Annotated in this window: 2 pseudogenes; both read left to right on the forward strand. The window is 34.7% G+C overall.

The features are described 5' to 3' along the window. Positions 1-211 (forward strand): annotated as a pseudogene (locus B4237_RS17420) (hypothetical protein); the annotation flags it as partial. Positions 212-266: 55 nt separating this feature from the next. Next, positions 267-519 (forward strand): annotated as a pseudogene (locus tag B4237_RS17425) (cytochrome b); the annotation flags it as partial.

A 519-nucleotide genomic window follows, 5' to 3' on the forward strand; every position in this document is an offset into this window, starting at 1 on the left:
TTTTGATACAAAAGTTTCAAGAACAATGCTTTTCTGGGCTGCATTTATTCTAACTCGACCATTGGGTGCTGTTTTAGGTGATTTTTTGGATAAACCAATCGCTCAAGGTGGTTTGGATTTAAGTCGGGCAGGTGCTTCAATTATGCTATTCACTTTTATCATTTTAAGTTTAATTATTTTCAAACCTAAAGCAGCAAAAGCGTTGCATTAAATCAATCATATGTAAATTTTACTTTATCTAAAGTGCAGAACAAGGATAAGAAATCATGGGAAATAATTATCCCAAACCAATCATCATCTTGCATTGGCTGACATTATGCCTTGTATTGATTGCTTATTTTAGTAGTGGCAATCCATTACACGACAAGATTTGGGGACAGGTTCATGTGATGAGTGGTTTATTGGTATTCGCTATTTCGATTGCCAGAGTTACAACCGTATACTGCTATAAAAAGCAACTCCCACACAACAAGATAATTAGTCGCTATCAAGAAAAGTTGTTTAAGTTGGTTCGATTTA

It is taken from the genome of Acinetobacter sp. UBA6526, assembly GCF_002434875.1.
Classification (GTDB): domain Bacteria; phylum Pseudomonadota; class Gammaproteobacteria; order Pseudomonadales; family Moraxellaceae; genus Acinetobacter; species Acinetobacter venetianus.